General features: G+C 67.7%; 31 protein-coding genes. 15 read left to right on the forward strand and 16 right to left on the reverse strand.

The window, feature by feature from the left end; genetic code table 11:
• The first annotated feature begins 118 nt into the window (after nt 1-118).
• Together OMP44_RS18525 and OMP44_RS18530 are read left to right on the forward strand one after the other, a co-directional pair.
• Entirely contained in the window at nt 119-349 is a 231-nt protein-coding gene (locus OMP44_RS18525) for a DUF1161 domain-containing protein (RefSeq protein WP_280310252.1), read from the forward strand.
• Nucleotides 350-452: 103 nt separating this feature from the next.
• The gene (locus OMP44_RS18530; RefSeq protein ID WP_166655878.1) at nt 453-629 is read left to right on the forward strand and encodes a hypothetical protein; all 177 of its coding nucleotides are present in this window, start codon (nt 453-455) and stop codon (nt 627-629) included.
• A gap of 43 nt (nt 630-672) precedes the next feature.
• On the opposite strand, the gene OMP44_RS18535 is transcribed toward OMP44_RS18530, so the two are convergent.
• Together OMP44_RS18535 and OMP44_RS18540 are read right to left on the reverse strand one after the other, a co-directional pair.
• Nucleotides 673-1,107, reverse strand: coding sequence for a PA0061/PA0062 family lipoprotein (locus OMP44_RS18535; RefSeq protein WP_187980692.1), 435 nt, complete (start codon nt 1,105-1,107; stop codon nt 673-675).
• Between the two features lie 34 nt (nt 1,108-1,141).
• Complete coding sequence (locus OMP44_RS18540; protein ID WP_133860296.1) at nt 1,142-1,564, reverse strand: PA0061/PA0062 family lipoprotein; 423 nt, start codon at nt 1,562-1,564, stop codon at nt 1,142-1,144.
• Here OMP44_RS18540 and OMP44_RS18545 point away from each other — a divergent pair.
• Complete coding sequence (locus tag OMP44_RS18545; protein ID WP_280310255.1) at nt 1,563-2,684, forward strand: aminopeptidase; 1,122 nt, start codon at nt 1,563-1,565, stop codon at nt 2,682-2,684. The genes OMP44_RS18540 and OMP44_RS18545 overlap by 2 nt on opposite strands.
• On the opposite strand, the gene OMP44_RS18550 is transcribed toward OMP44_RS18545, so the two are convergent.
• Nucleotides 2,681-4,027: an MFS transporter gene (locus tag OMP44_RS18550; RefSeq protein ID WP_280310257.1), complete on the reverse strand. Its 1,347-nt coding sequence runs from the start codon at nt 4,025-4,027 to the stop codon at nt 2,681-2,683. The genes OMP44_RS18545 and OMP44_RS18550 overlap by 4 nt on opposite strands.
• Nucleotides 4,024-4,818 carry a siderophore-interacting protein gene (locus tag OMP44_RS18555; protein ID WP_280310259.1) on the reverse strand — a complete coding sequence of 265 codons (795 nt, stop codon included), beginning with the start codon at nt 4,816-4,818 and terminating at the stop codon, nt 4,024-4,026. The genes OMP44_RS18550 and OMP44_RS18555 overlap by 4 nt, the downstream gene beginning before the upstream one ends.
• Nucleotides 4,819-4,872: 54 nt before the next feature.
• Between OMP44_RS18555 and OMP44_RS18560 the strand changes: the two genes are divergently transcribed.
• The 3 genes from OMP44_RS18560 (at nt 4,873) to OMP44_RS18570 (ending at nt 6,020) form a co-directional block, all read left to right on the forward strand.
• Complete coding sequence (locus tag OMP44_RS18560) at nt 4,873-5,289, forward strand: MarR family winged helix-turn-helix transcriptional regulator (RefSeq protein ID WP_044341206.1); 417 nt, start codon at nt 4,873-4,875, stop codon at nt 5,287-5,289.
• Nucleotides 5,290-5,354: 65 nt separating this feature from the next.
• Nucleotides 5,355-5,588, forward strand: a complete 234-nt coding sequence (locus OMP44_RS18565; protein ID WP_187980687.1) for a hypothetical protein — start codon at nt 5,355-5,357, stop codon at nt 5,586-5,588.
• A gap of 159 nt (nt 5,589-5,747) precedes the next feature.
• Nucleotides 5,748-6,020, forward strand: a complete 273-nt coding sequence (locus tag OMP44_RS18570) for a cupin domain-containing protein (RefSeq protein WP_273861038.1) — start codon at nt 5,748-5,750, stop codon at nt 6,018-6,020.
• Here OMP44_RS18570 and OMP44_RS18575 read toward each other — a convergent pair.
• Both OMP44_RS18575 and OMP44_RS18580 read right to left on the reverse strand, forming a co-directional pair.
• Nucleotides 6,017-6,145, reverse strand: coding sequence for a hypothetical protein (locus OMP44_RS18575; protein WP_260175707.1), 129 nt, complete (start codon nt 6,143-6,145; stop codon nt 6,017-6,019). The genes OMP44_RS18570 and OMP44_RS18575 overlap by 4 nt on opposite strands.
• Before the next feature lie 116 nt (nt 6,146-6,261).
• Nucleotides 6,262-6,690, reverse strand: a complete 429-nt coding sequence (locus OMP44_RS18580) for an OsmC family protein (protein ID WP_017641568.1) — start codon at nt 6,688-6,690, stop codon at nt 6,262-6,264.
• A gap of 119 nt (nt 6,691-6,809) precedes the next feature.
• On the opposite strand from OMP44_RS18580, the gene OMP44_RS18585 reads away from it, so the two are divergent.
• The gene (locus tag OMP44_RS18585) at nt 6,810-7,790 is read left to right on the forward strand and encodes an aldo/keto reductase (protein ID WP_280310267.1); all 981 of its coding nucleotides are present in this window, start codon (nt 6,810-6,812) and stop codon (nt 7,788-7,790) included.
• 218 nt (nt 7,791-8,008) lie between these two features.
• Here the strand turns inward: OMP44_RS18585 and OMP44_RS18590 are convergent, their stop codons facing one another.
• A complete protein-coding gene (locus OMP44_RS18590) occupies nt 8,009-8,611 on the reverse strand; it encodes an FMN-dependent NADH-azoreductase (protein ID WP_280310269.1) in 603 nt (200 codons plus the stop codon).
• A 110-nt stretch (nt 8,612-8,721) separates the two neighbouring features.
• Here OMP44_RS18590 and OMP44_RS18595 point away from each other — a divergent pair, with 110 nt between their 5' ends.
• Entirely contained in the window at nt 8,722-9,630 is a 909-nt protein-coding gene (locus OMP44_RS18595; RefSeq protein ID WP_280310271.1) for a LysR family transcriptional regulator, read from the forward strand.
• Here OMP44_RS18595 and OMP44_RS18600 read toward each other — a convergent pair.
• The 3 genes from OMP44_RS18600 to OMP44_RS18610 form a co-directional block, all read right to left on the reverse strand.
• The gene (locus OMP44_RS18600; protein ID WP_280310273.1) at nt 9,627-10,211 is read right to left on the reverse strand and encodes a LysE family translocator; all 585 of its coding nucleotides are present in this window, start codon (nt 10,209-10,211) and stop codon (nt 9,627-9,629) included. The genes OMP44_RS18595 and OMP44_RS18600 overlap by 4 nt on opposite strands.
• A gap of 47 nt (nt 10,212-10,258) precedes the next feature.
• Complete coding sequence (locus tag OMP44_RS18605; RefSeq protein ID WP_280310275.1) at nt 10,259-11,098, reverse strand: AraC family transcriptional regulator; 840 nt, start codon at nt 11,096-11,098, stop codon at nt 10,259-10,261.
• A gap of 74 nt (nt 11,099-11,172) precedes the next feature.
• Nucleotides 11,173-12,069 carry a LysR family transcriptional regulator gene (locus OMP44_RS18610; RefSeq protein ID WP_280310277.1) on the reverse strand — a complete coding sequence of 299 codons (897 nt, stop codon included), beginning with the start codon at nt 12,067-12,069 and terminating at the stop codon, nt 11,173-11,175.
• Nucleotides 12,070-12,174: 105 nt separating this feature from the next.
• Here OMP44_RS18610 and OMP44_RS18615 point away from each other — a divergent pair, with 105 nt between their 5' ends.
• The 3 genes from OMP44_RS18615 to OMP44_RS18625 all read left to right on the forward strand — a co-directional run bounded on the left by OMP44_RS18615 (nt 12,175) and on the right by OMP44_RS18625 (nt 15,036).
• Complete coding sequence (locus OMP44_RS18615; RefSeq protein ID WP_280310279.1) at nt 12,175-13,260, forward strand: tartrate dehydrogenase; 1,086 nt, start codon at nt 12,175-12,177, stop codon at nt 13,258-13,260.
• A gap of 1 nt (nt 13,261) precedes the next feature.
• On the forward strand, nt 13,262-14,140 hold the full coding sequence (locus OMP44_RS18620) for an alpha/beta fold hydrolase (protein ID WP_133860312.1): 879 nt from the start codon (nt 13,262-13,264) through the stop codon (nt 14,138-14,140).
• A 104-nt stretch (nt 14,141-14,244) separates the two neighbouring features.
• Nucleotides 14,245-15,036 (forward strand): phosphatase PAP2 family protein, encoded by a 792-nt coding sequence (locus OMP44_RS18625; protein ID WP_280310283.1) that lies wholly within the window; start codon nt 14,245-14,247, stop codon nt 15,034-15,036.
• A 6-nt stretch (nt 15,037-15,042) separates the two neighbouring features.
• Here OMP44_RS18625 and OMP44_RS18630 read toward each other — a convergent pair whose 3' ends face one another.
• From OMP44_RS18630 to choX, 6 genes are all read right to left on the reverse strand, one after another.
• Nucleotides 15,043-15,294, reverse strand: coding sequence for a hypothetical protein (locus OMP44_RS18630; protein WP_064309107.1), 252 nt, complete (start codon nt 15,292-15,294; stop codon nt 15,043-15,045).
• Nucleotides 15,295-15,561: 267 nt separating this feature from the next.
• The gene (locus OMP44_RS18635; protein WP_280310287.1) at nt 15,562-16,551 is read right to left on the reverse strand and encodes an alpha/beta hydrolase; all 990 of its coding nucleotides are present in this window, start codon (nt 16,549-16,551) and stop codon (nt 15,562-15,564) included.
• Entirely contained in the window at nt 16,548-17,018 is a 471-nt protein-coding gene (locus tag OMP44_RS18640; protein WP_280310290.1) for a thioesterase family protein, read from the reverse strand. The genes OMP44_RS18635 and OMP44_RS18640 overlap by 4 nt, the downstream gene beginning before the upstream one ends.
• Before the next feature lie 8 nt (nt 17,019-17,026).
• Entirely contained in the window at nt 17,027-17,971 is a 945-nt protein-coding gene (locus OMP44_RS18645; RefSeq protein WP_280310292.1) for an L-carnitine dehydrogenase, read from the reverse strand.
• Nucleotides 17,968-18,855, reverse strand: a complete 888-nt coding sequence (gene cdhC / locus OMP44_RS18650) for a 3-dehydrocarnitine:acetyl-CoA trimethylamine transferase CdhC (protein ID WP_280310294.1) — start codon at nt 18,853-18,855, stop codon at nt 17,968-17,970. Before cdhC ends, OMP44_RS18645 begins: the two co-directional genes overlap by 4 nt.
• 19 nt (nt 18,856-18,874) lie before the next feature.
• The gene (choX, locus tag OMP44_RS18655; protein ID WP_280310296.1) at nt 18,875-19,807 is read right to left on the reverse strand and encodes a choline ABC transporter substrate-binding protein; all 933 of its coding nucleotides are present in this window, start codon (nt 19,805-19,807) and stop codon (nt 18,875-18,877) included.
• A gap of 155 nt (nt 19,808-19,962) precedes the next feature.
• Here choX and OMP44_RS18660 point away from each other — a divergent pair, with 155 nt between their 5' ends.
• From OMP44_RS18660 to dgcA, 4 genes are all read left to right on the forward strand, one after another.
• Nucleotides 19,963-20,949 carry a GlxA family transcriptional regulator gene (locus OMP44_RS18660; protein WP_280310297.1) on the forward strand — a complete coding sequence of 329 codons (987 nt, stop codon included), beginning with the start codon at nt 19,963-19,965 and terminating at the stop codon, nt 20,947-20,949.
• Between the two features lie 131 nt (nt 20,950-21,080).
• Nucleotides 21,081-22,058, forward strand: a complete 978-nt coding sequence (locus OMP44_RS18665; RefSeq protein WP_017641587.1) for a dipeptidase — start codon at nt 21,081-21,083, stop codon at nt 22,056-22,058.
• Between the two features lie 188 nt (nt 22,059-22,246).
• On the forward strand, nt 22,247-22,777 hold the full coding sequence (locus OMP44_RS18670; protein ID WP_007160248.1) for a DUF5943 domain-containing protein: 531 nt from the start codon (nt 22,247-22,249) through the stop codon (nt 22,775-22,777).
• A 105-nt stretch (nt 22,778-22,882) separates the two neighbouring features.
• A complete protein-coding gene (dgcA, locus tag OMP44_RS18675; RefSeq protein WP_280310302.1) occupies nt 22,883-24,943 on the forward strand; it encodes a dimethylglycine demethylation protein DgcA in 2,061 nt (686 codons plus the stop codon).
• The last annotated feature ends 62 nt before the right edge of the window (nt 24,944-25,005 follow it).

Genomic DNA, 25,005 nt, shown 5'->3' on the forward strand with positions numbered 1-25,005 from the left:
CGGAAATACCGTTCGGGCTCCAGGTTCCACCGCTTCGCTGAGCAAAGGGCAGCGCTGAGAACATCGCCACAGCTCGGGCGTCCAAGCCTGAGAGGTCATCACGCCAAGGAAAATCGCCATGCCGCGTCTATCGCTACTCTGCTGCGCCGCCCTGCTGAGCACCGCCGTGCGGGCCGAACCCCTGTCCTGCGACCAGCTCAAGGCCGACATCGAGGTCAAGATCCAGTCGGCCGGGGTGACCGCCTATACCCTCGAAGCGGTCCCCAATGCCGAGGTGCGCGATCCCAACATGGTGGTGGGCAGTTGCGCCAACGGGACCTACAAGATCCTCTATCAGCGCAACGACTGATCCCCGACCCGGGGGACAGACCGTTCATCCGCTGGATACTTGTACAGTTCCGCCTGGCTTAGTACTGTTTGCGCATACAGTATTTAGCCAAGAGGGTAATGCCATGTCGCCGTTCGCCCGGATTCGCCAAGCTCTGTCCCTTGCCCAGCCCGCACCGCGCTGGATGGAACGCGAGGATTTCCTGCGCATGAGTCGCCAGCTGCGCGAGCAGAAGAGTCGTCCGCCCGTGGTCCGCACCCAGGACCGCAGCCAGGACGACTGGCTCAGCGTGCCCGCCTAGCGGTCCATTGCCTGACCGTGCTGGCCGCCTGGCCAGTCGCGGGTCAGAAGGGCGAGCAGATGCCTCGTTCGGAACTCACCAGTTCGCGCGGGCCGTCGTAGAGGGTGATCTCGCCCTGACCGAAGGTGTTCTCGGCTTCCAGGCGATAGCGCCGGCCGGCCTGGAAGTCCGCGTAGTCCAGTTCCAGATAGCACTGGATCTGCAGCGGTTCCCGCCAGCCGAAGCGCGAACCGAAGCCACCGCCGCCATAGAGTTCGTAGCGATAGCTCACCTTGAGGCTGTGGCTGCCGGGGGTGAGCTGGAAATAGCGGCCATCGTCGAGACGCCTGCCGTCCTGGGACTCGGCCAGCAGCGAAGCGCCTACCGCGGATTCGCGCAGCACCAGATCGACCCATGCCTGATGGGGATCCACAGGGGGCAGCGGCGTGGTGCAGCCGCCCAGCAGTAGCAGCAGAGGGACCAGCAGGCGCAGACGCATGGACGGCGACTCGCGGCAGGGAGATCAGCCGAGTCTACACGTCGCCGCAACGACTGGCAGTGCTGCGCGCCACTTCCTGGTTGCGCTCGTCATAGAGGCGCGCCCAGGGCCGCCAGCCGGTCTGTCCGGCTTCCAGGCGATAGCGCTCGCCCGCGGCGAAGGCCTTGTAGTTGAGGGTCACCAGGCAGGTGCGCGCCAGCGGATCGGCCACCTGGGCGCCGATGTTGGTGGGCTGCACCTCGAACTGGTAGCGTACCTGCAGATCATGGCTCCCTGGCCAGACCTGGAAGTAGCGTTTGTCTTCGAGATCCTTGCGATCGGCGCGCAGGGCTTCCAGCTTGGCCTTGCCATCGCTGTCCAGATCGATCCAGGCCTGTGCCGGATCGGGCTTGGGCAAGGGCCACAGGGAACAGCCACCTAGGAACAGCACAGGCAACAGCAGGCACAGTCTACGCATGACGGCTACAACTCCGGGCAGGGAAGGGCGCGCCACCCAGCCAGGCACCCTGCCTGCGCAACGCACGAGCCGCTGGCTGGCGCTGCTGTCCCTCGTGATCGGACTGAGCGGTTGTACCTCGGTCGGGTACTACGGCCAGATGGTACAGGGCCAGTGGGCGCTGATCCGTGATCGCGAGCCCATTGCGACGGTCGTCGCAGATCCGGCGCGCCCCGCCGTCCTGCGCGAACGCCTCGCCGCCGCGGCGGCGGCCCGCCGCTTCGCCAGTGCCGAACTGGCCCTGCCGGACAACGCCAGCTATCGCAGTTTCGTCGAACTCAAGCGGCCCTTCGTGCTGTGGAATGTCTTCGCCACCGCCGAATTTTCCACCCAGCCCACCACCCACTGCTTTCCCATCGCCGGTTGCGTGGCCTATCGCGGCTACTACCGGGAAGCCAAGGCCCGAGCCGAGGCGCAGCGGCTGCAGGCGCAGGGCCAGGACACCTATGTCGGTGGCGTGCCGGCCTATTCGACGCTGGGCTGGTTCAGCGATCCGCTGCTCAGCAGCATGCTGCGCTGGGACGACGACCAGGTGGCGGCCACGATCTTCCACGAGCTGGCGCACCAGCGTTTCTATCTGCCCGGCGATACCGCCTTCAACGAGTCCTATGCCACCTTCGTCGAGGGCGAAGGCCTGCGGCAATGGCGCGCCAGTCGCGGCCTGCCGCCACCCGATGCGGGACGCGAAGCCCGCTATCAGCAATTCCGCGCGCTGCTGCTGACCACCCGCGCAGACCTGGCCAGGCTCTATGCCCAGCCATTGACGACCGCGGCCAGGCGCGCGGCCAAGGCCCGGCGCTTCGCGCAGCTGCGCAGCGATTACCAGCGGATGCGCGCCACCCCGGCCTGGCGTGACGATCGCCGCTTCGATGGCTGGATGAGCCAGCCGCTCAACAACGCGCGGCTGGTGCCCTATGGTCTGTACGAACAGTGGGTGCCGGCCTTTGCCGCCCTCTATCGACAGCACCCGGGCAACTGGCCGGCGTTCTTCCAGCGGGTACGGCTATTGGGCGAGCGCCCGGCGGCCGAGCGTGAGCAGGCGCTCAAGGCGCTGCTCGACCAGGCGACCCAACAGCCCTAGCGCGGTGCCCGCCAGTTGGACCAGGCGGCGACCAGACCCAGCGTTGCCGCCAGGGCCAGCCCCAGCCGCGGGGCCAGGCTGTTGTCCAGATGCAGCAGCAGCGCCAGGGCCGCGGCGCCCAGGGCCATGCCGGTCTGCCGGGCGGTGGCCTGGACGCCACCGGTGGCGCCGTTGCGACCGGCTGGCGCGGCGGTGAGCATGATCCTGTTGTTGGGTACCTGGAAGAAGCCGAAGCCGATGCCGCCGAGGATCAGGCAGGGGATCAGCAGGGCGGTCGAGCGCTCCAGTGGCATCACCGCTGCCGCCGCCAGCCCCAGGGCGATGCCCAGACCGCCGAGCATGCACAGCCGCTGCGGCGGATGGCGGTCGGCCAGGCGCCCGGCTACCTGCGCCGACACGGCCACGGTGAGCGGCCAGGCCAGCATCAGCAGGGCCACCTGCAGCGGCACCAGCCCGAGCTGGTGTTGCAGATAGAAGGGCAGGGCGAGAAAGCAGAGCATCTGCGCGGCAAAGGAACAGACCGAAGCCAGCACCGAATGACGCATGGCCGGCAGTCCCAGCAGGTCCACCGGCAGCAGGGGCGCCGGCAGACCGCGCTCGCGGCGTACCAGCAACAGCAGACTGGCCGCGGCCAGCAGCAGCAGGCCCACGCCCTGCAACGGCGCAGCGCCGAGACGTTCGAGACCGCCGATGCCGGCGCAGAACAGCAGGGCGTTGAGCAGCACGCTGAACGGATCGAGGCGGCGCTGCGCACGGGGGCTGTCGGGCAGGTTGTGCACCAGCAGTGCGATCAGTATCGCCACGGGCACATTGACGGCGAACAGCCAGGGCCAGCCACCCAGCGCCAGGATGGCCGCCCCCAGGCTGGGCGCAGCGGCCGAGCCCAGGGCCACGCAGAGGGCATTGATGGCGATGCCACGACCCAGCCGGTCGCGCGGATAGGAGAGCCGGACGATACCGGCGCTGACGCACATGATGGCGGCGGCGCCCACCCCCTGCAGCGCCCGTGCAGCCACCAGGCTGGCGAGATCCGGCGCCAGGGCGCAGCCCAGAGAGGCCAGGCCGAAGATCCCGACCCCGGCCGTGAAGACCGGGCGCAGGCCAAGACGCTCGGCCACCGCGGCCAGGGGAAACAGCAGGGCGACCAGACTCAGCTGATAGGCGCTGACGATCCAGACCGCCGCGGCAGCCGAGACGTCCAAGGCTTCGGCGATGCTGGGCAGCGCCAGGTTGGCGATGCCGCTGTCCAGCACCGTCATGCTGATGGCCAGTAGCAGGGCGGCGACGGCGCGATAGCGGCGTGGCGGGGGCAGGCCGTCGGTGACGGCGGCGGTGGTGCTCAATCCTCGACCTTCACGTGCTGGTCGCTTTCGCCAAGCTTCCAGTAGCCGGCCGCCTTGACCCAGTCCCGCGGCAATCCCTTGGCCAGCAGCGCCTGGCGCGCGGCACGGGCTTGCGTGGCTTCACCGGCGATCCAGGCATAGCCTTCGCCCGCGGGCAGCTCCAGCTGCTCCAGGGCCTGCACCAGGGCATTGGCCCCGGTTTCGCGATAGACCCAGCGGATCTCGGCGGCGGCGGCCGTCGACAGGGCGATCTCCAGGCCCGGACGCGCCACTTCGGTGACGACCTGGACCCGGACGCCGGCGGCCAGCTGCTCCAGGCGGCGGGCGATGGCGGGCAGGGCAGTCTCGTCGCCGGCCAGCAGGTACCAGTCGAAGTCCTCGGGCGGCACCAGGGCGCCCTTGGGGCCGCCGATGATCAGCTCGGCACCGGGCTGCGCCTGACGCGCCCAGGTGGTCAGCACCCCGGCTTCATGCAGATAGAAGTCAATGGCCAGTTCGCCACGGGCGGCATCGTAGTGGCGCGGCGTGTAGTGTCGACCCACCAGCTGCTCGGCGCTGGCGGCGCGGATCGGGGTGGTGTCGGCGGGGACGAACAGCTTCACGTGCTCGTCGAAGGCCGCGCTCTGGAAATCGGCCAGGTCGCTGCCACCAAAGGTCAGGCGCAGCAGGTCGCCACCCAGGTCTTCGCGGCGGACGACGGTCGCCCAACGTCGCTTGAGGTCGAAGCGCACACGCTGGAAAAGGTGAGGGGCACTGGCATCGCCCTCGCGGCTGTGAAAAGATGTCGCCATTGCGGAGGTACCATTCATTGAGGTTCCTCACTATATTCGAGGTAAGCAGCTTTCATGTCAACCGCCGCCGCCATTGCCGAAGCTCTGATGGATCTGAAACGGCAGATGCGCCAACAACTGGATGAGACCCTCAAGGCCTCCGGACTCTCCTTCGCCCGCTATAAGGTGCTCAAGGTGCTGGAGCGCCTGGGACCCTGCCGTCCGGGCGAGGTCGCCGAACAGCTGCGCCATGCGCCCCGTACCCTGACCGATGCCTTCGACGCCCTGGAGCGCGACGGCCTGGTCCGTCGCGAACCCCATCCCCAGGACCGCAGGGCGCTGCTGGTCCATCTGACCGAGCAGGGTCGCCAGGCGCTGGACCAGGCCCAGGTGCCGCGTACCCAGGCGCTGGAAGCGGTCTTCGCGCCGCTGGATGCCAGCGAGCAGGCGCAGTTGCTGGCCTATCTGGAGCGGGTTCGCATCCGCAATTGAGTCGCGGGCGAACTCCCTGTCGGTCGTTGCGCTCGAAAGAGACACCCTATTGAGGAGAGCCTGCCATGACTGACCAGCGTTCCGATGCCCACCTGGGCAAGACCCCGCCCAACGAACCCGCTCTCGATGAGGCGGGTCGTCCGGTGGATGTGGTGAAAAAGGACATGGAGCAGCCGGAATCGACGCCGACCGATGCCATCGACAAGGTCATCACGCCGACCGACATCAAGACCAAGGAGCAGGAAGCCGAAGCGCTCAAGCGGAAGACCGCCGAGGTCGAGCGCAAGCTGGAGCGCTGATGCTCCACGTGGAACCTCGGGTCGCCGAGGTTTCCATCGTCTCGGCAGGCGCGGTCGGCCATAGCGGCAGCCATGCCCTGTCATAGCGATATTGCACTGGCCCCTGTTGGACTGGGTTCCTAATCTGGGCGTTGATCGTCATCAACTCAAGGAGCGCTCTTGGACCAGGCCACCTTCATCGAACAACTCGCCCGCGAGGGCTTTCAGCCACCGGTGCTGGTCGAGCGCGAAGCCCTGGGCAGCCTGGAAGCCCATGCGCATCCCTTCGAAGCGAAGGCGCTGGTCATCGAAGGCGAACTACGCATTCGCACGGCAACGGGCGAGCGTCGTTATGGGGCAGGGGAGGTCTTTCACCTGGCCGCCCATGAGCCTCACTCGGAAGTCTTCGGCGCTCAGGGCGTGCGCTATCTGGCGTGTCGGCGACCGGCCTAGCCTTCGCTGTCGTTCTTCTCGATGTCCTTGCGCTGGCGGTTGAGGATCACGCAGCCGTATACACCGCCGCCCAGCAGCAACAGAGCAAGGATGGAAAACAGGGTCATGAAGATGGAGTCGTTCATCGTGCTCTCCGAAAGCGGGGTCGGAGCAGTCTAGCGACTCGCCAAGGTCTCGGCGAACGAGCTCTGGAACAGGGTGTTGCCGATGCCTGGGCGGCACCGGCAGGCACCTGTGACCCTTAACCTTCGAGCGTGGCGTTCAGGTTGATCTTGGCACCCTTGAGCACCTTGGACACCGGGCAGCCTTCCTTCGCCTGATTGGCGATGGTGGTGAACTGCTCCTGGGTGGCACCGGGGATCTTGGCCTTCATGGTCAGATCGATGGTGGTGATCTCGAAGCCGTCGCCCACCTTGTCCAGGGTCACGTCGGCCTTGGTCTCGATCCGCTCGGGGGTCAGACCGTTCTGGCCCAGCAGCATGGAGAAGGCCATGGAGAAGCAGCCGGCATGGGCCGCGCCGATCAATTCTTCGGGGTTGGTGCCTGGCGTGCCTTCGAAACGGGTGTTGAAACCGTAGGCATTGTCCTTGAGCGCGCCGCTCTCGGTGGAGATATGGCCTTTGCCATCCTTCAGACCGCCTTGCCAGACCGCGGAAGCATATTTCTTCATGGAGCATCTCCGGTTGTTAGGTACGAATCCATATAGAACAAGCCAGCAGCCGGTAAGTTCGTTGCAGTCGATCCGGGACCGCCATGGTCAACTCTTTTCGACCACCCCTGGAGGCCCCCATGAACTACCGCAATCTAGGCCGTACCGGTCTGAAGATCTCGCCCCTCTGCCTCGGCTGCATGACCTACGGCGTCCCCGAGCGCGGCAATCACCCCTGGACCCTGCCGGAAGTCCAGAGCCAGCCGCTGCTGAAGAAGGCGCTGGATCTCGGCATCAACTTCTTCGACACCGCCAACAGCTACTCCGACGGCACCAGCGAAGAGATCGTCGGCCGCTTCCTCAAGGCCAATGCCGTGCGCGAGGAAATCGTGCTGGCGACCAAGGTGTACTTCCCGCTGCGCGACAAGCCTAATGTCGGCGGCCTGTCGCGCAAGGCCATCTTCGCCGCCATCGACGCCAGCCTGCAGCGCCTGGGCACCGACTATGTCGATCTTTACCAGATCCATCGCTGGGACTATCACACACCCATCGAGGAGACCCTGGAAGCCCTGCACGACGTGGTCAAGGCCGGCAAGGCGCTGCACATCGGGGCCAGCAGCATGTACGCCTGGCAATTCGCCAAGGCGCTGCACACCGCCGAGCGCCATGGCTGGACGAGATTCGCCACCATGCAGAACCACGTCAATCTGCTCGCTCGCGAAGAGGAGCGGGAGATGCTGCCGCTGTGTCGTGATGCCGGCATCGGCGTGATCCCCTGGAGTCCGCTGGCCCGTGGCCGCCTGACCCGTGACTGGGACGCCAGCACCGCGCGCACCGAAAGCGATGCCTTCGGCAAGACGCTCTATACCGCCAGCGAGGAATCCGATCGGCAGATCGTCGCCGCCGTGGCGCGCATCGCCGAAGCCCGCGGCGTGCCGCGTGCCCAGGTGGCCCTGGCCTGGCTGCTGCAGAAGCCGGGCATCGACGCGCCCATCGTCGGCGCGTCCAAGCCGCAGCATCTGGAGGATGCGGTGGCGGCGCTGGAACTGCAGCTGAGCGAGGAAGATATCAGTGCCCTGGAAGCGCCCTATGTGCCGCATCCGGTGGTGGGATTCAGCTGAGGCGGGGCCTGCCCTTACCCCGGCCCGCTCCCGTAGGGAGAGGGGGAAAAGCGCATCGGTGCGGTTGGATGAGCGCTGGTGCCCCAGGCCTCCAGAGCTTGCCGCGATCTTTGAAGTGAGGAGTTTTCAGGCGTACCCGAATCTCACCTTACAAAGACGAGGGCCGCTCTGCTTCCCTCTCCCTGAGGGAGAGGGGCCGGGGTTGAGGGCGTCCGGACTCAGGCGTACTGGTCGGCGATCTGGCGTTCGGCGCTGGCCAGGGCCGCGCTCTTGGCTTCGTCGCCATAGGCCAGGCCTTCGGCGCGGACGATCTGGACATCGGTGATGCCGAGGAAGCCCAGCAGCAGCTTCAGATAGTCTTCGTGGGCGATACCGGTGGGCTTGCCGGCATGGATGCCGCCCGCGGTGGCGACGATGATCGCCTTCTTGTCGCCACACAGGCCTTCCGGACCGGCTTCACCATAGCGGAAGGTGGTGCCGGCCACGGTGATGCGGTCGATCCAGGCCTTGAGCTGGGTCGGGATGGTGAAGTTGTACATGGGCGCACCCAGTACCAGTACGTCGGCGGCAAGGAATTCCTGCAGGGCGCGGGCATTGCGCTCGGCTTCGTCACGTTGCTCGGCGCTGCGCTGTTCGGCCGGGGTCGCACCGGCAGCCAGACTGGCGGCGGAGAAGTGACCCAGGGAATCGTGGGCGAGGTCATGGTAGCTGACCTCGAGGCCTGGCGTAGCGGCCTTGAGGGCACCGACGACCTTGGCAGTCAGGGCCCGGGAGGCGGAATGATCACCCAGGATGCTGGAATCGATGTGCAAGAGTTTCATGGCGGTAGTCCTATGGGGTTCGACGCGATGAGCCCAGACTACCGCTAAGACGATCGGCTGATTAGTCGCCTAGAATGCGATGCTTCGTCCCATGGATAGGACAATCGCCCATGCAAGACCTCAATGATCTCGCCTACTTCGCCAAGGTGGTGGAAGCCGGGGGTTTCGCTGCCGCCGGGCGCCTGCTGGGCGTTCCCAAGTCGCGGCTGTCCCGGCGCATCGCCGAACTGGAGACCCGCCTGGGGGCGCGGCTGCTGCAGCGCACCACCCGTACCCTGACCCTGACCACTCTCGGCGAGCGCTACCTGGTGCACTGCCAGGCGCTGCTGCGCGAGGCGGAGAGCGCTGCCGAAACGGCGGCCAGTCTGTCCAGCGAACCCCGTGGACCGCTGCGGGTATCCTGCCCGGTGGCCCTGGCCCAGGACTACCTGCCCGACGTCGTCACCCGCTTCCTGCAGCGCTATCCCCTGGTGCAGCTGGAGCTGGTGCTGGTCAATCGGCGGGTGGACGTGGTCAACGAGGGCCTCGACGTGGCCCTGCGGGTAAGGGACGTCGACGACGTGGAGCCGGGGCTGATCGTGCGCCGCCTGCGCCAGGCCTCCGGGGTGCTGGTGGCCGCCCCCGCCTTTCTCGTCGGTCGCCAGCTGGATGCGCCGGAAGCCCTGCTGGGGGTCCCGCTGCTCGGCGCCCTGGAACTGGATCGCCGGGTGCACCTGCGCATGGTCGGTCCCCATGGCCAGCGCCGCGAACTGGTGCTGGAAGCCCGACTGGGCATCGACGACTTCAGCGTACGCAAGACCGCCGCCCTGGCGGGCCTCGGCTACACGATGCTGCCGCTGCTCTATTGCGAGGCCGAACTGGCCGAGGGTCGCCTGCAGCGCCTGCTGCCGGACTGGTCGCTGCCCGGTGGTCACCTGCAGGCCGCCTATGCCCACAGACGCGGCCAGCTGCCGGCGGTACGCGCCTGGCTGGAGCACCTGGAGGACAGCTTTCGCGATCAGGGCGGGATGCCGGTCTAGATCACCGTCGCCCAGGCCGAGGCGAGCAGCAGCGCCGCCATCCCCAGGTTGAAGCCGCGCCAGGCGCGGGTCGATTTCAGGCCATGCGCCGCGACCCGGCCAAGCAGCGCCCAGAGACCCAGGCAGGGTACGGACACCAGCAGGAACACCAGGGCCAGCACCAGCACCTGCCGCCAGAGATCGGCACCGGGTTCGGCGTAGACGGTCACCACCGCCAGCGCCATGCTCCAGCTCTTGGGGTTGAGCACCTGCAGCCCGGCGGTACCCCCAAAGCCCAGGCGGGCACCGTCATCCGCCACCGCGGGCGCGCCGGCGCGGGCCAGTTGCCAGGCCAGCCAGCTCAGCCAGAGCACCCCGGCCCAGGCCAGGCCGCGCTGCCAGTCCGGATGGTGCGCCAGGGTCTGGCCGAGACCGAAGCCCACCACCAGCACCAGGGCCACCGCGCCCAGGCTGCCGCCCAGCACCAGCGGCAAGCTGGCCCGGGCACCGTGGCGGGCGCTGTGGCCGAGGATGAGCACATTGGTCGGTCCGGGGGTGATGGAGGCGACCAGGGCGAACAGCAGGAAGGGCAACAGGGACATGGGAGACTCCTGGAAGGACTGAGCCACCAGGGTCGCAAGCCTTGCCGCTAGCGGTCTGGAAGATTCGAGCAGCGCGCGCGATAGGCCGCCGGGGTCAGGCCATAGGCGCGGCGGAACCAGCGACCCAGGTGACTCTGGTCGGCGAAGCCCAGGGCGGCGGCGGTCTCCGCCGGCGACAGGCCGTCGGCCAGCAGGCGGCGCGCCCGCGACAGGCGCAGCTGCACCAGATAGGCATGGGGCGCCAGCCCAAAGGCCGCCTTGAAGGCGCGGGTCAGGCGGAATCTGTCGACGCCAGCGGCCTGGGCCAGTTCCTCCAGGCCGATGTCCTCGTGGTGATGGGCCTGCAGGAAGTCGCGGGCGCGCAGGGCCACCTGGGGCAGCCGTGGATCACCGGCCTGGGGCGCCCGCCATTGCAGCTGCGGCAGGAGGCGCAGCAGCAGGGCATCGAGGGCGCTCTGGCGGACGATGCGCAATTCCGGACGACTCAGGACCTCATGGGCCCAGGCCACGGCGCGATGCAGCTCGGCCTGCGCCACCAGGGTCCGGGCGAAGCCGGGTTCGCCCAGGGGGCGGCCGTCGCCATGCAGCCCCTGCAGCTCGCGCGCCAGCCACTGGGGATCGAGATAGAGCATGGAATAGGTGAAGCCCTCGGCCTCCGGCGCCTGGCCGTCGTGCAATTCACCGGGCTCCAGCAGGAAGACCTGGCCGGGGGTGCTCAGGTGGCGCTGACCACGGCAGTGGAATTGCTGCCGGCCCTGCTCGGTGTAGCCCACCAGATAGGCGTCGTGCCAGTGCGGGTCATAGGCATGGCCCTCGAAATGAGCACGCAGGGTCTCGATGCCGGTCTCGGCGTCCTGCTGCAGCTGGATCCAGTGATCGTCGGCCATGGCGAGAGAAGGGGGCTTTCGGGCCTTTCAGTCTAGTCACTGACCTGATGTCGGTCTGGAAGATTCGTGCAGCCTTAGCGTCCCAGCCGCGCGGGCAGCTCCTGCGCCAGATGGCGGATCAGTTCGGACAGTCGGCGCGGCACGTGGCGCTGCTGGCGGTGCACCGCATAGATGGCCGCCGCCGAGGCCTCATGATCGGTCAGCAGCGGCACCAGGGCGCCGCTGGCGATCAGCTCGGCCACGTCCCATTCCGATCTCAGGATCAGCCCGTGGCCTTCCAGCGCCAGGCGCACCACCACCTCGCCATCGTTGCTGCTCAGGCTGCCGCGGACCTTCTGGGCGAAATGCTCGCCGTTCCGGGTGAAGCGCCAGACGGCGTAGTCGCCCGCGTCCTGTCGCAGCACCAGGCAGTTGTGCCGCGCCAGGTCGGCCACGCTTTCCGGCACGCCGGCCCGGGCCAGGTAGGCGGGGGCAGCGCAAAGCAGGCGGCGATTGTCCAGCAGGCGATGGGCGATGACCCGGGCGTCCGGCGGTTCGCCGACGCGGATGTCCAGGTCGAAGGGACCGTCCAGCAGATTCACCGGATGGCTGGAGAGGTACAGGTTGAGCTCAAGTTCGGGATGGCGGCGGGCGAAGTCCGACAGCAGCGGCGCCAGGTGCCGGCGGCCGAAGCCGAAGGTGGCGTTGAGATTGAGCACCCCGGCGAGAGGCGCATCGGGTCGGCCGACCGCGGCTTCCAGGTCTTCCAGCTGGGTCAGCAGCGGGCGTGCGCCTTCCAGATAGCGCAGGCCTTCCGGGGTCAGGTCCAGGCGCCGCGTGGTGCGGCGGATCAGCTGCACGCCCAGCCGGCGCTCCAGGGCGGTGAGTCTCTTGCTCACCGCCGCCAGCGACAGACCCAGTTCCCGGGCGGCGGCGGTCAGGCTGGGATGGCCAGCCAGGCGGACGAAGAAGGCAAGGTCATCAGTGGACAAGATTCTTGATCCCAGGTTAAGAATGGCTTTCCCTGGAGCGGGATTGTACGCCTCCGGCGCGAGACTACACTGGGTCCATTCCATCCAGACTGCCGGAGAAAGCCCATGCAAGCGTCCAAGCCCCACAAGATCGCGGTCATCGCCGGAGACGGCATCGGCAAGGAGGTCATGCCCGAAGGCATCCGCGTGCTGGACGCCGCCGCCCGCCGCTTCGGTATCGAACTGCAGTGGGACCACTTCGACTTCGCCAGCGCCGAGTACTACCAGGCTCATGGCAAGATGCTGCCGGACGACTGGTTCGAAACGCTCAAGGGTTACGACGCCCTCTACTTCGGCGCCGTCGGCTGGCCGGACGTGGTGCCCGACCACATCTCCCTCTGGGGTTCGCTACTGCAATTCCGCCGCCGCTTCGACCAGTACGTCAACCTGCGCCCCTGCCGGTTGATGCCCGGGGTCAAGGCGCCCCTGGCCAATCGCCAGCCCGGTGACATCGACTTCTATGTGGTGCGCGAGAACACCGAGGGCGAGTATTCCAGCCTCGGCGGCATCATGTTCGAGGGCACCGAGCGCGAGGTGGTGATCCAGGAAACGGTGATGACCCGTCACGGCACCGACCGCATCCTCAAGTTCGCCTTCGACCTGGCCCAGCAGCGGCCACGCAGGAAGCTGACCTCGGCCACCAAGTCCAATGGCATCGCCATCACCATGCCCTGGTGGGACAAGCGCGTGGAGGAGATGGGCAAGGCCTATCCGGACGTGGCGGTGGACAAGTTCCACATCGACATCCTCACCGCCAACTTCGTCCTGCATCCGGACTGGTTCGACGTGGTGGTGGCCAGCAACCTGTTCGGCGACATCCTCTCCGACCTGGGCCCGGCCTGCACCGGCACCATCGGCATCGCGCCCTCGGCCAACATCAATCCGGAGCGCACCTTCCCCAGCCTGTTCGAGCCGGTGCACGGTTCGGCGCCGGACATCGCCGGGCGGGGCATCGCCAATCCCATCGGCCAGATCTGGTGCGGCGCCATGATGCTGGAGCATCTGGGCCATGCCGAAGCCGGCGCTGCCGTGGTGGCGGCCATCGAGGCCGTGCTGCGCCAGGGGCCGGAGCAGGCGCCCCTGACCCGCGACCTCGGCGGCCAGGGCACCACCGAAAGCCTGGGACAGGCCATCGCCGCGGCCCTGGCCTGAGATGGACGGCCTCTTTGCGGGCTTCGAACAGCGGCGGCTGGACGTCGGCGGCGTCGAGCTCAATTGCCGCGTCGGCGGTCAGGGGCCGGCGCTGCTCCTGCTCCACGGCCATCCCCAGACCCATGTCATGTGGCATAAGGTGGCGCCGCGGCTGGCCGAGCGCTTTACCCTGGTGGCCGCCGACCTGCGCGGCTATGGCGACAGCGCCAAGCCCGACGCGGGTGCCGAGGCCTACAGCAAGCGCACCCTGGCGCGGGACAACGTCGCGCTGATGCGCCGGCTCGGTCACGAGCGCTTCGCCGTGCTGGCCCACGACCGTGGCGCCCGCGTCGCCCATCGCCTGGCGCTGGATCATCCCGCGGCGGTGGAGCGGCTGATGCTGCTGGACATCGCGCCGACCCTGGCCATGTATCGGCAGACCGACGAGGCCTTCGCCCGGGCCTATTGGCACTGGTTCTTCCTGATCCGCCCGGCGCCGTTGCCCGAGCGGTTGATCGAAGCCGATCCGGAAGGCTATCTCAAGGGCGTGATGGGTACCCGCAGCGCCGGCCTGGCGCCCTTTCCCCCGGAGGTGCTGGCCGAATACCTGCGCTGCCTGAGCCTGCCCGGCACCGCCCGTGGCATCTGCGAGGACTACCGCGCCAGCGCCGGGATCGACCTGGCGCATGACCAGGCCGACCTGGATGCCGGGCGCCGGCTGGAATTGCCGCTGCGGGTGCTCTGGGGCGCCGAAGGCACCGTGGGGCGCTGCTTCGATCCGCTGGCCGAATGGCGCCAGGTGGCCACCCAGGTCAGCGGGCGCGCCTTGCCGGGTGGCCATTACCTGGCGGAAGAATTACCGGAGCTGGTCGCAGACGAGGCCCTGGCCTTCCTGGGTTGAGTCAGCGGATGCAAAGGACTGTTGCGTCACCTGGCTGTAACAAAGTGTGACGTTATCGAGGTCAAGTGGGTCTATTCGTGAAGTTTTCGTGAAAAGAGACCTCGATGAACGCTCCACTCTTCCCTTCCACCTGGCAGTGGCGCCGCCTGGCGCTATGCCAGGGGCTGGCTCTGGGCCTGCTGCTGCTCTGGCTGATCCCTGACGTTCGGAGTCAGTTGCTGGCCTTCGACGCCGGGTTGTTCCACGCCCTCAATGCCCCGCTGGCGCAGTCCAGCGCCTGGCTCTATCTCTGGACCTTTTTCAGCCTGCGACCAGTGGATGCCCTGGTCGGCCTGATCCTGCTGGCGCTGCTGGTCCGGGGCGACTGGGCCTATCCGGCCCGGCAGGTACGGCCAGCGCTGGCGGCCTTCGTCGGTCTGCTGGTGATCCTGCTGATCGTGCGCACCCTGCTGACCAAGGGCATCGAAGCCTGGGGTTTGCAGCATTCCAGCCCGTCCGATGTGCTCGCCGATGCTTATCTGCTCAGCGATCGCTTTCCCAGGCTGGAGCACGGCTGGGAGTTGAAGGACAGATCCGGCGCCAGCTTTCCCGGCGACCACGCCTCGGTGCTGCTGCTCTGGGCGCTGTTCATGGCGCATTTCACCCGCGGCGGACGCCGCCTGGTAGTGGCCGCGCTGGCCGTGCTGTTCATGCTGCCGCGGCTGGTGGCCGGCGCCCACTGGGGCTCGGATGACTATATCGGCGGTCTGGCGCTGGCCCTGGCCGTCATCAGCCTGGGCCTGCACACGCCGCTGGCGGCCGTCTTCGCTCGTCAGGGTGAGCGCCTGCTGACACCTCCGTTGCGGGGCCTGGGACGGTTGCCGCTGCTGGGCCGGCTGAGTCTGCTGCGGCCCTAGGGTTCGCTAGGCACGCGTCGGGGCCAGGGCCGGCAGCAATTGCTGGTCGATGGCCTGGCGCACCGCCGGCAGCAGCGCCGCGCTGCCCGATAGCAATTCCTGGATCAGTTGCCGCAAGACCTGGGCGCGTTCCTGGTTGAGGCCCGTCACCGCCTGGCGACAGGCCTCGTCCGCGGTCGCCGCGGGCGTCACATTGAAACCCAGCGCACGCAGGCGGTCGCGGAAGTCGTCCTGGTCGATCAAGTCGGCGATCATCATGGTGCTGCCCTCTCCGGTGGAATGCCTGGATTCTCCCACTGGTGTCGCAGACGGCAAGCCGGGCTGGCGTCGCCGCATAGCCGGATGTCGTTTTTGGAAAGCGCCTCGCCCCCCGCCCAGGCAATGTAGATTTATTACGACGCCCTGCCCGGACAATCTGCCGCAGGGTCAAGAGTGAGGTTCGCCGTTAGAATGGTGCCTATCAACGACATTTTCCGGTTGTTCGCCACCAGAGTCGAGCAACCCCCGGTTACACACTGAGGCCCATCAGGGCGTTTGAACCTCTTCCGTCTCCAGCGGTTGAGGTTTTTTTTTGTCTTTTGCCAGGTCAGCGGCGGGCAGGGTGGCCAATTCGCCAGCGAGAAAGCGCTCCAGGGCCTCGCGCAGGGCCTCGGCCCGCCGGCCCCGCGCGCGCAGGGCGCCATGCAACAGACCGGCACCTTGCCACAGGCGACAGGGCGTCCGGCCGCCACGCAGGGCAGCGGCATAGGCGCGGCCGTGGTCGGCCAGGGGATCGCGCTGGGCCACGGCGACCAGGGCCGGCGCCAACCCGCTGAAATCGCCAGCCTGCAACGGCAGGGCGAGAGGCTCGCGGCGCTCCGCCGGGTGGGGCAGATAGATGTCCAGACACGCCCGCCAGTCGACGGCGCTCAGCAATGGAGCCTGGGCTTGCCGGCGTTCGCTGGGCAGCATCCGTGCGGTCAGCGCGGGATAGATCAATGCCTGGGCCCGCGGCTGGGCACGCCTCTGCTGCCGCAGCGCCAGGCACAGGGCGGCAGCGAGAGTGCCGCCGGCACTGTCGCCGGCCACCGCCAACCGGGTCGCGTCCAGCCCCAGGGTCAAGGCTTGCTGCTGCAACCAGTCCCAGGCCTGGCAGGCATCGTCCAGGGCGGCGGGATAGGGGTGTTCGGGCGCCAGGCGGTAGTCCACCAGCAGCACCGCCAATCCCAGTCGTCGCGCCAGCCGTGCCGCGAGAAAGCCATGGGAATCCAGGTCGCCGAGCATCCAGCCGCCGCCGTGCAGATAGAGCAGGGCGGGGCGGCCAGCAGCGGACTCCCGCGGCGCCACCAACCGCACTGGTACGGCGCCGGCGTGGTGATCGCTGACAGCCAGGCCCTTGTAGTCGGCCGGCGCCAGGGCGGCGCAGAGTCGCGCATAGGCCTGGCGCTGTGCCTGGAGGTCCGGATCGATGGTGGCGAAGGCCTGGCTGGCCGCGACGAAGGCGGCCATGTCCGCCGACAGCGGCGGCGCCTTCATAGGCGGGGCGGGGGCAGGCCGATGACCCGCCCGACATGCTCCGGCCAGGGCTCGTCCCGCTGCGCCGCCAGCCGGGTCGCCAGCCAGTCGTGGACCCGTGGCGCGAAGGGCGCGGAGCGGGGGCCGTCCAGGTGGACGTGCAGCAGCAGTTGCTCGGAGGCGGCCAGCAGGTCGGCCTGGCCCTGGTGATGGAGGCCGAAGTGCAGGTGCAGCCGCTTGGCGTCCAGCGCCAGGAATCTCACCCGCACCTCCAGCCGGGCATCCGCCTTCACCTCGTGGAGGAAATTGAGGTGGCACTCCAGGGTGAACAGCGAGTGCCCGCTGGCGGCGCGGCCGGCGGCGTCCAGGCCCATGGCGTCCATCAGGGCGTCGCTGGCGTGGCTGAAGATCAGCAGGTAGTAGGCGTCGCGCAGATGACCGTTGTAGTCGACCCACTCGGGCGCGACCGTGGTGCGATGGATGATCATGGCCGCTCCTAGTCCCGAATCCCGTGGCGCGTCTTGCAGTCGGCGATGGCCGCCTGCACCGCCAGCAGGCAGTCATCGCGATAGCGCTCCAGCGCCGCCAGTTCCAGATCGCCCTGCTGGGCCTGGGTCCCCTCGACCACGGCGTCGATCAGGCCATCGGTCAGCTCCGGGGCTTCCAGGTAGGTCCAGGGCAGCTTCAGCGCCGGGCCGAATTGCTGCATGAAGTGGCGCATGCCGGCCGGGCCGCCGGCCAGGGTGTAGGTCAGGAAGGTGCCCATGAACGACCAGCGCAGGCCGGCGCCGTAGCGGATGGCGTCGTCGATCTCGCCAGTGGTGGCGACGCCGTCGTTGACCAGATGCAGGGCTTCGCGCCAGAGCGCTTCGAGCAGGCGATCGGCGATGAAGCCGGGCACCTCCTTGCGCACCCGCAGCGGTCGCATGCCCAACTCGCGATAGAAGGCCTCGGCGCGCTCCAGGTTGGCCGCCGAGGTCTGGCGGCCACCCACCACCTCCACCAGCGGCAGGAGATAGACCGGATTGAACGGATGGCCCACTAGGCAGCGCTCGGGGTGCAGCGCCTCGGCATAGAAGTCGCTGGGCAGCAGGCCCGAGGTGCTGGAGCAGATCAGGGCATCGGGTCGTGCCGCCCGGCTGACCCGGGCATGCAGTTCGCGCTTCAGCTCCAGGCGTTCGGGGGCGCTTTCCTGGATGACGTCGGCATCGGCCACCGCGGCGTCCAGGTCGGTATGGAAACTCAGGCGCTCCAGGCTGGCACCGGCTGCCAGGCCCTGGGCTTGCAGGGCCGGCCAGGCATTGGCCAGGCGGGTGCGCAGGGCGGCTTCGGCGCCGGGCGCCGGATCCCAGGCACGGACATCCAGGCCGCGGGCCAGGGCGCGGGCGATCCAGCCGGCGCCGATCACGCCGGTGCCGAGGGCGGCGAAGACGGCGCTCATCGGGCACCTCCCAGTTGCATGCGGTCGCGCCCTTCGGCGGGGCTCAGGGCGCGCCCGCCCAGGCGTTCGATGATCTGGATGACCCGCTCCACCAGACTGCCGTTGGTGGCGTGGACGCCACGGTCCAGCCAGAGATTGTCTTCCAGGCCGACGCGGACGTTGCCACCCAGCAGCATGGCCTGGGCAGCCATGGGCATCTGCATCCGGCCGATGCCGAAGCCGGCCCAGCAGGCGCCCGCCGGCAGGTTGTCGACCATGGCCTTCATGGTGGTGGTATCGGCCGGGGCGCCCCAGGGAATGCCCAGGCACAGCTGGAACAGCGGATCCTTCAGCAGCCCCTCCTTGAGCAGCTGCTTGGCGAACCAGAGGTGGCCGGTGTCGAAGATCTCCAGCTCGGCCTTCACCCCCAGTTCGGTGATGCGCCTGGCCCCGGCGCGCAGTTGCGCGGGGGTGGAGACATAGATGAAGTCGCCGTCGCCGAAGTTGAGGGTGCCGCAATCCAAGGTGCAGATGTCCGGACACAATTCCTCGACATGCAGCAGGCGGGTGAGGGGACCGACCAGGTCCGAGCCGGGGCCGAAGTCGGTGGGCGTCTCGCCCGGGCCGATCTCCAGGTCGCCGCCCATGCCGGCGGTGAGGTTGATGACGATCTCGGCGTCCGCCTCGCGGATGCGCTCGACCACCTCGCGATAGAGGGCCACGTCGCGACTCGGCTTGCCGGTGGCGGGATCGCGCACATGGGCGTGCACCACGGTGGCGCCGGCGCGGGCCGCTTCCAGGGCGGCGGCGGCGATCTGCGCCGGGGTAACGGGGACATGGGGATTGCGGCCTACGGTATCACCGGCGCCGGTCAGGGCGCAGGTGACGATGACAGCGGTGTTCATGGGGTCTGTCCTTGGGCGATCAGAGCTTGAGAGCGGCGGGCTGGCCGGTACGGGTGGTCACGCCCTGGAGAAAGGCGTCGAGGCGTTGCGGGTTGTTCTTGAGCCAGGCGCGGGCGGCGTCCTTGGGCGCGATGCGCTCCAGGATGGGCGCCATCACGGCACTGACCTCTGCGCTGTCCATGTGCAGATTGCTGAGCAGGCGCTGGACGTTGGCGCAGCGCTGCGGATAGTCGGCGGTGGTAACCACCGAGACCGTGGCCTGGCCTTCGTTGGGGCCGAAGACGTCTTCGCTGCCGGTCAGGTAGCGCATCTTGATCTGCAGGTTCATCGGGTGCGGCTTCCAGCCGAAGAAGACGATCCATTCCTTGCGCTTCTCGGCGCGGCGCACGGCGGTGAGCATGCCCGCCTCGCTGGACTCCACCAGCTGGAAGTCCTTGAGGCCGAAGCGGTCGGTCTTGATCATCTCGGCGGTGCCACGGTTGGCGCCGCTGCCCGGCTCGATGCCGTAGATCTTGCCGCCGAGCTTGTCCTTGAAGCGGGCGATGTCGGCAAAGGTCTTCAGGCCGCCCTCGTAGACGTACTCGGGCACCGCGAAGGTGGACTGGGCATCGGCCAGCAGCGGCGGGGTCAGCACCTTGACCTGGCCCTTGTCGACGAAGGGCTGCACCACCGGCTGCATGGTCGGCTGCCAGTAGCCGAGGAACACGTCCAGATTCTTGTCACCCATGGCCGCCATGATGATCTGCTGGGAGGCAGTGGTAGGCTTCACGCCGTAGCCGAGGCCTTCGAGCATGACCTCGGCCAGGGCACTGGTGGCGACCACGTCGGTCCAGCCGACGATGCCCATCCGCACCGTCTGGCAGCTGTCGGGATCGGCGGCACGAGCGCTGCCGAGGGTGGCGGCCAGCAGGCCGCAGGCGAGGAGGGTGGTGCTGAGGGTCTTGTTGGGCATGGCGAACTCCCTGGGGCGGCGGGCGGGGATGACTGCCGGTTGCCTTCTACCCTAGGCGCCTCGCCCGGCCGCCATGTGCAGCCCGACGACCGGAATTTGCACCCTGGCGACCTTCTTGCTTGCCCAAGCCAATCGTTACCTAGGACGCCCCACCCATGCCGCAGTCCTTTGCCTTTCTCCTGCTGCCCGGCTTTTCCGCCCTGGGCTTCATCGCCACCCTGGAACCCCTGCGGGTGGCCAACCGCTTTCGTCCGGGCAGCTATGGCTGGCGCATCCTCGGTCGCGAGGGCGCGGCGGTGACCGCCAGCAACGGCATGTCGGTCAATGTCGACGGCGGCCTCGACGCCCTGGAAGCGGGCACCACCCTGTTCGTGGTGGCCGGTTTCGAGCCTCTGGCCCATTACGACGACGGCCTCGCCAGCTGGCTGCGCCAGGTCGCCCGCCACGGCCATCCCCTGGGCGGCATCGACACCGGTGCCCTGGTGCTGGCCCGCGCCGGGCTGCTGGACGGGCACCGGATCACCCTGCACTGGGAGGCGGTGGCGGCCTTTCGCGAAGCCTGGCCGCAACTGGAAGTGACCGGCGAGCTGTTCGAGATCGACCGTGGTCGCATCACCTGCGCCGGCGGCACCGCCAGTCTCGACCTGCTGCTGGAGCTGATCGGCCGCAGCCACGGCAGCGCACTGGCGGTGCAGGTCTCCGAGCAATTCGTGCTCGGGCGCATCCGCCCGCCGCGCGAGCACCAGCGGCTGCAGGTGGCGCAGCGCTACGGCATCGCCAACCGCAAGCTGATCCGGGTGGTGGAGCGCATGGAGCGCCATACCGAGACGCCCATGGGCACCCTGGAACTGGCCGCCGGCATCCAGGTGACCCGCCGCCAGCTGGAGCGGCTGTTCCGCCTCCATCTGCAGACGACCCCTTCCACCTTCTATCTGCAATTGCGCCTGGACCGGGCACGCCAGCTGCTGCAGCAGGGCGAGGCCAGCGTGCTGGACGTCGCCCTGGCCTGCGGCTTCGAGTCCGCGTCCTATTTCTCCCGCTGCTACCGCCAGCGCTTCGGCCTGAGTCCGCGGGAAGACCGGCCGCACCGGTCGTCGGCGCCGGAGTCCGCGGCGGCGGTCGCGGGCCTGCCGCCGGGGTAGGCCGATCCGGTCACTGACGCTTCTGGTGATACCCCTGTCGTTTTTGCATCCGGTCGGCCAGGACCCCGGGGCTATGCTGGCCTCGAATCGCCGGCACCCGTTCCGGCGCGAGACCAACGCCGGAGCCTGTCATGAATGCCACCGAACTCCACGCCGACAGCATCGTCATCGACGGGCTGATCATCGCCAAGTGGAACCGCGAACTCTTCGAAGACATGCGCAAGGGTGGCCTGACCGCCGCCAACTGCACCGTCTCGGTATGGGAGGGCTTCCAGGCGACGGTCAACAACATCGCGGCGAGCCAGAAGCTGATCCGCGAGTGCAGCGATCTGGTGGTCCAGGTACGCACCACCGCCGAGATCCGCCAGGCCAAGGCCCAGGGCAAGACCGGCATCCTGTTCGGCTTCCAGAACGCCCATGCCTTCGAAGACCAGATCGGCTACGTCGAGATCTTCAAGCAGCTCGGCGTGGGCATCGTGCAGATGTGCTACAACACCCAGAACCTGGTGGGCACCGGCTGCTACGAGCGCGACGGCGGCCTGTCCGGCTTCGGTCGCGAGATCGTCGCCGAGATGAACCGCGTCGGCATCATGTGCGACCTCTCCCACGTCGGCTCCAAGACCAGCGAGGAAGTCATCCTCGAATCCAAGAAGCCGGTCTGCTACTCCCACTGCCTGCCGTCCGGCCTGAAGGAGCATCCGCGCAACAAGTCGGATGCGGAACTCAAGTTCATCGCCGACCACGGTGGCTTCGTCGGCGTGACCATGTTCGCCCCCTTCCTGGCCAAGGGCATCGACTCGACCATCGACGACTACGCCGAGGCCATCGAGTACGTGATGAACCTGGTGGGCGAAGACGCCATCGGCATCGGTACCGACTTCACCCAGGGCCATGGCCATGACTTCTTCGAGTGGCTGACCCACGACAAGGGCTACGCCCGTCGCCTGACCAGCTTCGGCAAGATCGTCAACCCGCTGGGCATCCGCACCGTGGGCGAATTTCCCAACCTGACCGAGACCCTGCTCAAGCGCGGCATGCCCGAGCGCACCGTGCGCAAGGTCATGGGCGAGAACTGGATGAGAATCCTCGGCGAAGTCTGGGGCGAGTAGTGAATACCTCTGGAGCCTACTGCGCACACCGCTAGCGGCGTCGCGTCCTCGCGCCCGGTTCGCCGTACCTCGGTACTGCTCTCACCTGGCGCTGCGGGGCTCCTTGCCAGCGGCGCGCTCGCTACGGCTCCACAGGCCTTCACCCACACCTTTTTTTAGATACGTATTAGCGAATCGGAGCTCCACACATGGCCAGCCACGCCCCCGAAATGCCCATCCAGGTCGACGACGAAACCGGCGTCTGGACCACCGACGCCCTGCCGATGCTGTACGTACCCCGGCACTTCTTCGTCAACAACCACATGGGCATCGAAGAAGTCCTGGGCGCCGACAAGTACGCCGAGATCCTCTACAAGGCCGGCTACAAGTCCGCCTGGCACTGGTGCGAGAAGGAAGCCGAATGCCATGGCATCCATGGCGCCGCGGTGTTCGAGCACTACATGAAGCGCCTGTCGCAGCGCGGTTGGGGCCTGTTCGAGACCCAGAAGCTCGACTTGGACACCGGCTACGCCGAGGTCAAGCTCAAGCATTCCGCCTTCGTCTACGTCTACGGCAAGGTCAATCGCAAGGTGGACTACATGTTCACCGGCTGGTTCTCCGGCGCCATCGACCAGATCCTGGCCGCCAAGGGCAGTGCCATCCGCACCGTCACCGTCCAGGAATACAGCGGTTCCGAAGAAGGCCACGACGACGGCCTGTTCGTCACCCGGCCGAAGTAACGCCGCGCCCCCGGGTGGCCGCCGACCCGCTCGCCGCCACCCCAGCGACACCCCAGAGCAAGAGCGCGGCTCAAGACCGCGCACCAGCCGATCGAGGAGAAGGTCATGGCCTTCGAAGCAATGTTCCAGCCGATCCAGATCGGCAAGCTCACCATCCGCAACCGCGTACTCTCCACGGCCCATGCCGAGGTCTATGCCACCGACGGCGGCATGACCACCGAGAGATACGTCAAGTATTACGAAGAGAAGGCCAAGGGCGGCATCGGCCTGGCCATCTGCGGGGGTTCCTCGGTGGTAGCCATCGACAGCCCGCAGCACTGGTGGAGTTCGGTCAACCTCTCCACCGACCGCATCATTCCGCACTTCCAGAATCTGGCCGACGCCATGCACAAGCACGGCGCCAAGATCATGATCCAGATCACCCACATGGGGCGCCGTTCGCGCTGGGACGGCGGCCACTGGCCGACCCTGATGTCGCCGTCGGGCATCCGCGAGCCCGTGCACCGCGCCACCTGCAAGACCATCGAGCCGGAAGAGATCTGGCGGGTGATCGGCAACTTCGCCCAGGCCGCGCGCCGGGCCAAGGCCGGCGGCCTGGACGGCGTCGAGCTGTCCGCCGTGCACCAGCACATGATCGACCAGTTCTGGTCGCCGCGGGTCAACAAGCGCACCGACGAATGGGGCGGCAGCTTCGAGAACCGCATGAGATTCGGCATGGAGGTGCTCAAGGCCGTGCGCGCCGAGGTCGGTGACGACTTCTGCGTCGGCATGCGCATCACCGGCGACGAATTCCACCCGGACGGTCTGTCCCACGACGACATGAAGCAGATCGCCAAGTACTACAGCGACACCGGCATGCTCGACTTCATCGGTGTGGTCGGCTCCGGTTGCGACACCCACAACACCCTGGCCAACGTCATCCCCAACATGACCTATCCGCCGGAGCCCTTCCTGCACCTGGCGGCGGGCATCAAGGAAGTGGTCAACGTGCCGGTGCTGCACGCCCAGAACATCAAGGACCCGAACCAGGCCACCCGCATCCTGGAGGGCGGCTACGTCGACATGGTCGGCATGACCCGCGCCCACATCGCCGATCCGCACCTGATCACCAAGATCAAGATGGGCCAGATCGACCAGATCCGTCAGTGCGTCGGCGCCAACTACTGCATCGACCGCCAGTACAACGGCCTGGACGTGCTGTGCATCCAGAACGCCGCCACCAGCCGCGAATACATGGGCCTGCCGCACATCATCGAGAAGTCCACCGGGCCCAAGCGCAAGGTGGTCATCGTCGGCGGCGGTCCGGCCGGCATGGAGGCCGCGCGCGTCTCCGCCGAGCGTGGCCATGACGTCACCCTGTTCGAGAAGCAGGAGCAACTTGGCGGCCAGATCACCCTGGCCTCCCGCGCGCCGCAGCGCGACCAGATCGCCGGCATCACCCGCTGGTACCAGCTGGAGCTGACGCGTCTGGGCATCGACCTGCGCCTGGGCACCGCTGCCGATCCGGCGACCATCCTCGACCTGCGCCCGGACATCGTCATCCTGGCCAACGGCGGTCACCCCTTCCTGGAGCAGGTCGACCACTGGCATGCCGCCGAGGGCCTGGTCGTCAGCAGCTGGGACATCCTCTCGGGCAAGGTCGAGCCGGGCAAGAATGTGCTGGTGTACGACACCATCTGCGAATTCACCGGGATGTCGGTGGCCGACTACCTGGCCGACAAGGGCGCCCAGGTCGAGATCGTCACCGACGACATCAAGCCGGGCGTGGCCATTGGCGGGACCACCTTCCCGACCTACTACCGCAGCCTCTATCCCAAGGAAGTGATCATGACCGGCGACCTGATGCTGGAAAAGGTCTACGCCGAGGGCGACAAGAAGATCGCGGTACTGGAGAACGAATACACCGGCGCCCGCGAGGAGCGCGTGGTCGACCAGATCGTCATCGAGAACGGCGTGCGCCCGGACGAGGGCCTTTACTACGCCCTCAAGGAAGACTCGCGCAACAAGGGCCAGATGGACATCGAGGCGCTGTTCGCCATCGAGCCGCAGCCGGCGCTCGGTGAGACCGGCAACGGCTACCTGCTCTACCGGATCGGCGACTGCGTGGCCCAGCGCAACACCCACGCCGCCATCTACGACGCCCTGCGCCTGTGCAAGGACTTCTAAGACACGCCCCGTGAGGGTTCGCAACGTCCGGTCGGCACGGACAGCCCCCTCTCCCTGAGGGA

Origin of the sequence: Pseudomonas flavocrustae (assembly GCF_029872515.1) — a bacterium.
Classification (GTDB): domain Bacteria; phylum Pseudomonadota; class Gammaproteobacteria; order Pseudomonadales; family Pseudomonadaceae; genus Chryseomonas; species Chryseomonas aestiva.